This window comes from Pseudomonas sp. LSJ-87, assembly GCF_032971465.1.
Taxonomy (GTDB): domain Bacteria; phylum Pseudomonadota; class Gammaproteobacteria; order Pseudomonadales; family Pseudomonadaceae; genus Aquipseudomonas; species Aquipseudomonas putida_Z.
Window position 1 is genome coordinate 123,805 of the sequence record NZ_JAWJYQ010000029.1, and the last position, 6,250, is coordinate 130,054.

6 protein-coding genes are annotated in these 6,250 nt (G+C 62.7%); 3 read left to right on the forward strand and 3 right to left on the reverse strand.

Annotation, left to right across the window (positions count from 1 at the left end; translation table 11 throughout):
• Positions 1 to 24: 24 nt before the first annotated feature.
• Positions 25 to 450: a protoporphyrinogen oxidase HemJ gene (gene hemJ, locus RYH74_RS18290; RefSeq protein WP_003258833.1), complete on the reverse strand. Its 426-nt coding sequence runs from the start codon at positions 448 to 450 to the stop codon at positions 25 to 27.
• 141 nt (positions 451 to 591) lie between these two features.
• Here hemJ and argC point away from each other — a divergent pair, with 141 nt between their 5' ends.
• Both argC and erpA read left to right on the forward strand, forming a co-directional pair.
• On the forward strand, positions 592 to 1,626 hold the full coding sequence (gene argC, locus RYH74_RS18295) for an N-acetyl-gamma-glutamyl-phosphate reductase (protein ID WP_013970618.1): 1,035 nt from the start codon (positions 592 to 594) through the stop codon (positions 1,624 to 1,626).
• A gap of 146 nt (positions 1,627 to 1,772) precedes the next feature.
• The gene (erpA, locus tag RYH74_RS18300) at positions 1,773 to 2,123 is read left to right on the forward strand and encodes an iron-sulfur cluster insertion protein ErpA (protein WP_015268740.1); all 351 of its coding nucleotides are present in this window, start codon (positions 1,773 to 1,775) and stop codon (positions 2,121 to 2,123) included.
• 59 nt (positions 2,124 to 2,182) lie between these two features.
• Here the strand turns inward: erpA and RYH74_RS18305 are convergent, their stop codons facing one another.
• Both RYH74_RS18305 and RYH74_RS18310 read right to left on the reverse strand, forming a co-directional pair.
• Positions 2,183 to 3,274 carry an anhydro-N-acetylmuramic acid kinase gene (locus RYH74_RS18305; protein WP_317409865.1) on the reverse strand — a complete coding sequence of 364 codons (1,092 nt, stop codon included), beginning with the start codon at positions 3,272 to 3,274 and terminating at the stop codon, positions 2,183 to 2,185.
• Between the two features lie 4 nt (positions 3,275 to 3,278).
• On the reverse strand, positions 3,279 to 4,700 hold the full coding sequence (locus RYH74_RS18310; RefSeq protein ID WP_084785121.1) for a peptidoglycan DD-metalloendopeptidase family protein: 1,422 nt from the start codon (positions 4,698 to 4,700) through the stop codon (positions 3,279 to 3,281).
• Between the two features lie 213 nt (positions 4,701 to 4,913).
• Between RYH74_RS18310 and tyrS the strand changes: the two genes are divergently transcribed.
• The gene (gene tyrS, locus RYH74_RS18315) at positions 4,914 to 6,113 is read left to right on the forward strand and encodes a tyrosine--tRNA ligase (protein WP_025337483.1); all 1,200 of its coding nucleotides are present in this window, start codon (positions 4,914 to 4,916) and stop codon (positions 6,111 to 6,113) included.
• Positions 6,114 to 6,250 lie beyond the last annotated feature (137 nt).

Genomic DNA, 6,250 nt, shown 5'->3' on the forward strand with positions numbered 1-6,250 from the left:
AGGCTCCTTGAGCGGGTGGCTATGTCAGAACGGTTTGACCACCACCAGAATTACGATACCCAGCAGGAACAGCACGGGCACTTCGTTGAACCAGCGATAGTAGACGTGGCTGCGGGTGTTGCTGCCGCTGGCGAAGCGCTTGCGCTGGGCGCCGCACATGTGATGGTAGACGGTCAGCAGGATGACCAGGGTCAGCTTGGCATGCAGCCAGCCCTGGCTGAGCCAGCCGGGCGTGAGGTAGAGCATCCACGCGCCGAACACGTAGGTGGCGATCATCGCCGGGTTCATGATGCCGCGAAACAGCTTGCGCTCCATGGTCACGAAGCGTTCCTGGCTGATGCTGTCCTGGCTTTGGGCGTGGTAGACGAACAGCCGCGGCAGGTAGAACAGGCCGGCGAACCAGCAGACCACGCTGACGATATGCAGCGCTTTGATCCATAGGTAAAGCATGGGGGAGTTCCTTCAGGTATTCACGGTCGTCAGATAGTAGTGGTCAAGCGCCCGAAGGGTCACCCGAAGAGTTGTTACAGGCGCCTTGCGCCCCTATTATCGTGCGCTTTCCAGACGGCTCGTTGATAAGGGGCAAGCGTTATGATCAAGGTCGGTATCGTCGGCGGCACGGGTTACACCGGCGTCGAACTGTTGCGTCTGCTGGCACAGCATCCACAGGCCGAAGTGGCGGTCATCACTTCGCGCTCCGAGGCGGGCGTTGCAGTGGCGGACATGTACCCGAACCTGCGCGGCCACTATGACGGGCTGGCGTTCAGCGTGCCGGACAGCAAGACCCTGGCCGCCTGCGACGTGGTGTTCTTCGCCACCCCGCACGGTGTTGCCCACGCCCTGGCTGGCGAACTGCTGGCGGCCGGTACCAAGGTGATCGACCTGTCGGCCGACTTCCGCCTGCAGGACGCCGCCGAGTGGGGCAAGTGGTACGGCCAGCCGCACGGTGCGCCAGAGCTTCTCAAGGACGCGGTATATGGCCTGCCTGAAGTCAACCGCGAGAAGATTCGCCAGGCGCGCCTGATCGCTGTGCCGGGTTGCTACCCGACCGCTACCCAACTGGGCTTCCTGCCGCTGCTGGAAGCTGGCCTGGCCGACCCGTCGCGCCTGATCGCCGACTGCAAGTCGGGTGTCAGCGGCGCTGGCCGTGGTGCGGCGGTGGGTTCGCTGTTCTGCGAAGCCGGCGAAAGCATGAAAGCCTACGCAGTGAAGGGCCATCGCCACCTGCCGGAAATCAGCCAGGGCCTGCGCCTGGCCGCTGGCAAGGATATCGGCCTGACTTTCGTGCCGCACCTGACGCCAATGATCCGTGGCATCCACGCCACCCTGTACGCTACCGTCGCCGACACCTCGGTCGACCTGCAGGCGCTGTTCGAGAAGCGTTACGCCAATGAACCGTTCGTCGACGTGATGCCGGCTGGCAGCCACCCGGAAACCCGCAGTGTGCGCGGTGCCAACGTCTGCCGCATTGCCGTTCATCGCCCGCAAGGTGGTGACCTGGTGGTGGTGCTGTCGGTGATCGACAACCTGGTCAAGGGCGCGTCCGGCCAGGCGGTGCAGAACCTCAACATCCTGTTCGGCCTGGACGAGCGCATGGGCTTGTCACACGCGGGCCTGCTGCCGTAAGCCGCCAGCGTTCGAAAAGGCCCGCGTCGTGCGGGCCTTTTTGTAGGTCGCGACTAAAGCCGCACAATTCTTGACCGATTTTCTCGGGAAAGCGGATAATGCGCGTCATCGAGTTTTATGGCGGCTACCACGCCGGGAGAATCAACATGAGCGTCGAAACCTTCACCCCCACCGCTTTGGAATTCACCCACGGCGCTGCGCAAAAGGTGAAGAACCTGGTTTCCGAGGAAGGCAACGATCGTCTGAAGCTGCGCGTGTTCGTCACCGGTGGCGGCTGCTCGGGCTTCCAGTATGGCTTCACCTTCGATGAAGACGTGGCCGAAGACGACACCATCGTCGAGCGCGAAGGTGTTTCCCTTGTGGTCGACCCGATGAGCTTCCAGTACCTGGCCGGCGCCGAGGTGGATTACCAGGAAGGCCTGGAAGGCTCGCGCTTCGTGATCAAGAACCCGAACGCTGCCACCACCTGTGGCTGCGGCTCCTCGTTCTCGATCTGAGGCCTGGCCATACGAAAACGCCGCGCAATTGCGCGGCGTTTTGCTTTCTGGCGTAACGTTCAGGCCGGGTAGATTGCGCCGAGTACGCGCAGGCCCTTGGCCGCTGTCACGCTAGGGCGATTGGCAGCGATGCCTTCCAGGCAACAGTGGGCCAGCCAAGCGAAGGCCATGGCTTCGACCCAGTCCGGGACCACGCCATGGGCGCCGGTGCTGGCGACACGGGCGTCGGGCAGCAACTGGCCGAGGCGTGCCATCAGGGCGCCGTTGCGCGCACCGCCACCGCAGACCAGCAGCGCTTCGGTGCCTTGCTGGGCGTTGCTCAACGAGTCGATGATGCTGCGCGCGGTCAGTTCCAGCAATGTTGCCTGTACGTCCTCGTCGCGGTAAGCGGGCAGGCGGGCCAGGTGACCATCCAGCCAGGGCAGGTTGAATACTTCGCGGCCGGTGCTCTTCGGGCCGCTGCTGGCGAAGAACGGGTCGGCCAGCAGTGCGCTGAGCAAGTCGGCCTGCACCACGCCCGAGGCAGCCCAAGCCCCATCCGCATCGTAGGCCTGGCCGCGCTTGCGTTCGATCCAGGCATCCAGCAGCACGTTGCCCGGGCCGCAGTCGAAGCCGTGGACTGGCTTGTCGTGTTCGATCAGGCTGAGGTTGCTGAAACCGCCCACGTTGAGAACGGCCAGGCGCTGGCCCAGGTGGCTGAACAGGGTTTCATGGAAGGCCGGCACCAGTGGCGCACCTTGGCCGCCGGCGGCCACATCGCGACGGCGGAAGTCGGCGACCACGCTGATACCGGTAAGCTCGGCCAGCAGCGCCGGGTTGCCGATCTGCACGGTAAAGCCGCGTGCAGGTTCGTGGCGGATGGTCTGGCCGTGGCTGCCGATGGCGCGGATGGCTCCGGCCTGCAGCCCTTGCCTGGCCAGCAGTTGGCGGATGCCTTCGCCTGCCAGGCTGGCCCAGCGGTTTTCCGCCAGTGCAGCGCGGGCGATCTCGTCAGGGCCGCTGCTGCAAAGGCCCAGCAGTTCCTGGCGCAGGTCGCCGGGCATGGGCAGGTAGTGGGTGGCGAGCAGTTGGAGCTGCTCGCCTTGTTCGATCAAGGCAATGTCCAGGCCATCGAGGCTGGTGCCGGACATTACCCCCAGGTAGAGCGCCATGGGCTTAGCGCTTGTTCGCTGCGAGCAGGGTGGCCTTTTCCTGATCCATACGGGCGATCAGGGGTTGGCTCTGCTGCAGGAAACGCTGGCGCTCGTTCCTGGCGATCGGGTCGGCCATCGGCACTTTCTGGCTCAGCGGGTCGACGTGCACACCATTGACCTGGAACTCGTAGTGCAGGTGGGGACCGGTGGACAGGCCGGTGGTGCCGATGTAGCCGATGATCTGGCCCTGCTTGACCGAGCCGCCGGTCTTGATGCCCTTGGCAAAGCCCTGCATGTGGCCGTACAGCGTCTTGTAGCGGTTACCGTGCTGGATGATCACGGTGTTGCCGTAACCACCGCGGCGCCCGGCCAGCTCGATGCGGCCGTCACCGGCTGCCTTGATCGGAGTGCCGCGCGGGGCGGCGTAGTCGACGCCTTTGTGGGCACGGATCTTGTTCAGGATCGGGTGCTTGCGGCCGGCGGAGAAGCGCGAGCTGATGCGGGCAAAGTCGACCGGGGTGCGGATGAAGGCCTTGCGCAGGCTGTTGCCATCAGCGGTGTAGTAGCTGGTGTTGCCCTGCTTGTTGGTATAGCGCACGGCGGTGTAGGTCTTGCCGCGGTTGGTGAAGCGCGCGGACAGGATGTTACCGGTGCCGACGACCTTGCCGTCCATTACCTTCTGCTCGTAGACCACGTCGAATTCATCGCCCGGGCGAATGTCCTGGGCGAAATCGATGTCGTAACCCAGCACGCGGGCCATGTCCATGGTCATGCTGTGGGACAGGCCGGCGCGCTGGGCCGAGGCCGACAGCGAGCTTTTGATCACGCCGTGGGCGTAGGCGGTACGCACTACCGGCTTGCTGATTTCGCGGTTGAAGGTATAGCCCTTGTCGGTCTTGGTCAGGCGAATGGTTTCGAGGTTGCTGACCTTGCTGTGCAGGCTGGCCAGCTGGCCGTCCTTGTCGAGCTCGAACTGCAGCACCTGGCCGTGCTTGAGCTGGCTGAACTGCTTGGCCTGCTTGTTGCTGGCCAGCAGGTCGTGCACCGCATTGCTCGGCAAGCCGACCTTGGCGAACAGGGTGGACAGGGTATCGCCCCGGGCTACAGTGACTTCGCGGTGGCTGGGTTGCTTGGCGGCTTCGACGACCGGTTCGGCCGCAGGGGCTTCCTGCTCGGCGTTCTGGGTCTCGGGGGTGGTCTCTTCGATTTGGGCGAATGGCGAGCCTTGCTCACCTTCTGCCTGCACCAGGGGCGCAGCGCGGGATTCGTCCTTCAACTGCTCGGCAGGGCTCTCCAGCTCGAGGTTGAGGGTGGTTTTCTTGGCTTCCACTTCGCTGGAGGGAAACACCAGCAGGGCCAGGCTGAGCAGGGCGGCGATGCCGCTGGCGGCCAACAGATGGCTTTTCGGATAAAGCGGGGGCGCTTTAGGCGGTTCGTTGGTCATGGGCAAGGTGACTTTGAAAAAGGTGAAATGGAAAAGATGAATGACATGATGAAGATGAAATAACTGTATAAAATATAACCAAATCCATTTTCACGCAAGGGCGCGTAGACGCCGCAAGCCCATGTTCGGGTCACATTCCTTTGCGAAACTTGTAATTGACGGCCGATCTTGTATGGTTGGCTCCCCCTGAATCTGAGCCTTGCGGGTTTGTCTATGAAGTCGGTTGAAGAGCAGCTGGCGCTTATCAAGCGCGGTGCGGAAGAAGTACTGGTCGAGTCGGAACTGGTGGAGAAGCTCAAGCGCGGCCAGCCTCTGCGCATCAAGGCCGGCTTCGACCCGACCGCGCCTGACCTGCACCTTGGGCACACGGTGTTGATCAACAAGCTGCGCCAGTTCCAGGACCTGGGGCACCAGGTCATCTTCCTGATCGGTGACTTCACCGGCATGATCGGTGACCCGAGCGGCAAGAGCGCCACGCGCCCGCCGCTGACCCGCGAGCAGGTGCTGGAAAACGCCGAGACCTACAAGCAGCAGGTGTTCAAGATCCTCGACCCGGCCAAGACCGAGGTCGCGTTCAACTCCACCTGGATGGACAAGCTGACCCCGGCCGACTTCATTCGCCTGGCATCGCAGTACACCGTGGCGCGCATGCTCGAGCGCGATGACTTCGACAAGCGCTACACCACCAACCAGCCTATTGCCATCCATGAGTTCCTGTACCCGCTGGTGCAGGGTTATGACTCGGTGGCGCTGAAGGCGGATGTCGAGCTGGGTGGTACCGACCAGAAGTTCAACCTGCTGATGGGGCGTGAGCTGCAGCGCGCCTATGGCCAGGAAGCGCAGAACATCGTGACCATGCCGCTGCTCGAAGGGCTCGACGGCGTGAAGAAGATGTCCAAGTCGCTGGGTAACTATGTAGGTATCCAGGAAGCGCCGGGGGTGATGTACAGCAAGCTGGTGTCGATCCCGGATACCCTGATGTGGCGCTACTTCGAACTGCTGAGCTTCCGTTCGATGGAAGAGATCGAGCAGTTCCGTGCCGACGTCGCCAATGGTGCCAACCCGCGCGACATCAAGATCAAGCTGGCGGAAGAGATCGTTGCGCGCTTTCATGGCGAGGAGGCTGCGGCCAATGCTCACCGTGCCGCAGGTAACCGTATGAAGGAAGGCGAGCTGCCGGAAGATCTGCCGGAAATCGAAGTGGCTGCGGGCGAAAGCCTGCCGATTGCTGCCGTACTGAACCGGGCTGGCCTGGTGAAGAACTCGGCTCAAGCGCGGGACTTGCTGAGTGGTGGTGCGGTGAAGGTCGATGGTGCGGTGGTTGATCGTGACTTCATGTTTGCGCTGGGTGCTACCCATGTGTGCCAGGCGGGCAAGAAGTCGTTTGCCCGGGTTACGCTCAAGGCTGAGTGATAGTCGGTAGGTGTAGCTATATAGAAGCGGGGAGGCCGATAGGTCTCCCCGCCTTGTTTTTCAGCGATATTGAAGTTTCTTGAAATTAAGGGTTGACGGGGTTTTGAATCCCCTTATAATGCGCCCCACTTCCAGCG

Coding starts and splice junctions, on each gene's coding strand:
- hemJ (WP_003258833.1), bottom strand. CDS start 450: ATGCTTTACCTATGGATCAAAGCGCTGCATATCGTCAGCGTGGTCTGC.
- argC (WP_013970618.1), top strand. CDS start 592: ATGATCAAGGTCGGTATCGTCGGCGGCACGGGTTACACCGGCGTCGAA.
- erpA (WP_015268740.1), top strand. CDS start 1,773: ATGAGCGTCGAAACCTTCACCCCCACCGCTTTGGAATTCACCCACGGC.
- RYH74_RS18305 (WP_317409865.1), bottom strand. CDS start 3,274: ATGGCGCTCTACCTGGGGGTAATGTCCGGCACCAGCCTCGATGGCCTG.
- RYH74_RS18310 (WP_084785121.1), bottom strand. CDS start 4,700: ATGACCAACGAACCGCCTAAAGCGCCCCCGCTTTATCCGAAAAGCCAT.
- tyrS (WP_025337483.1), top strand. CDS start 4,914: ATGAAGTCGGTTGAAGAGCAGCTGGCGCTTATCAAGCGCGGTGCGGAA.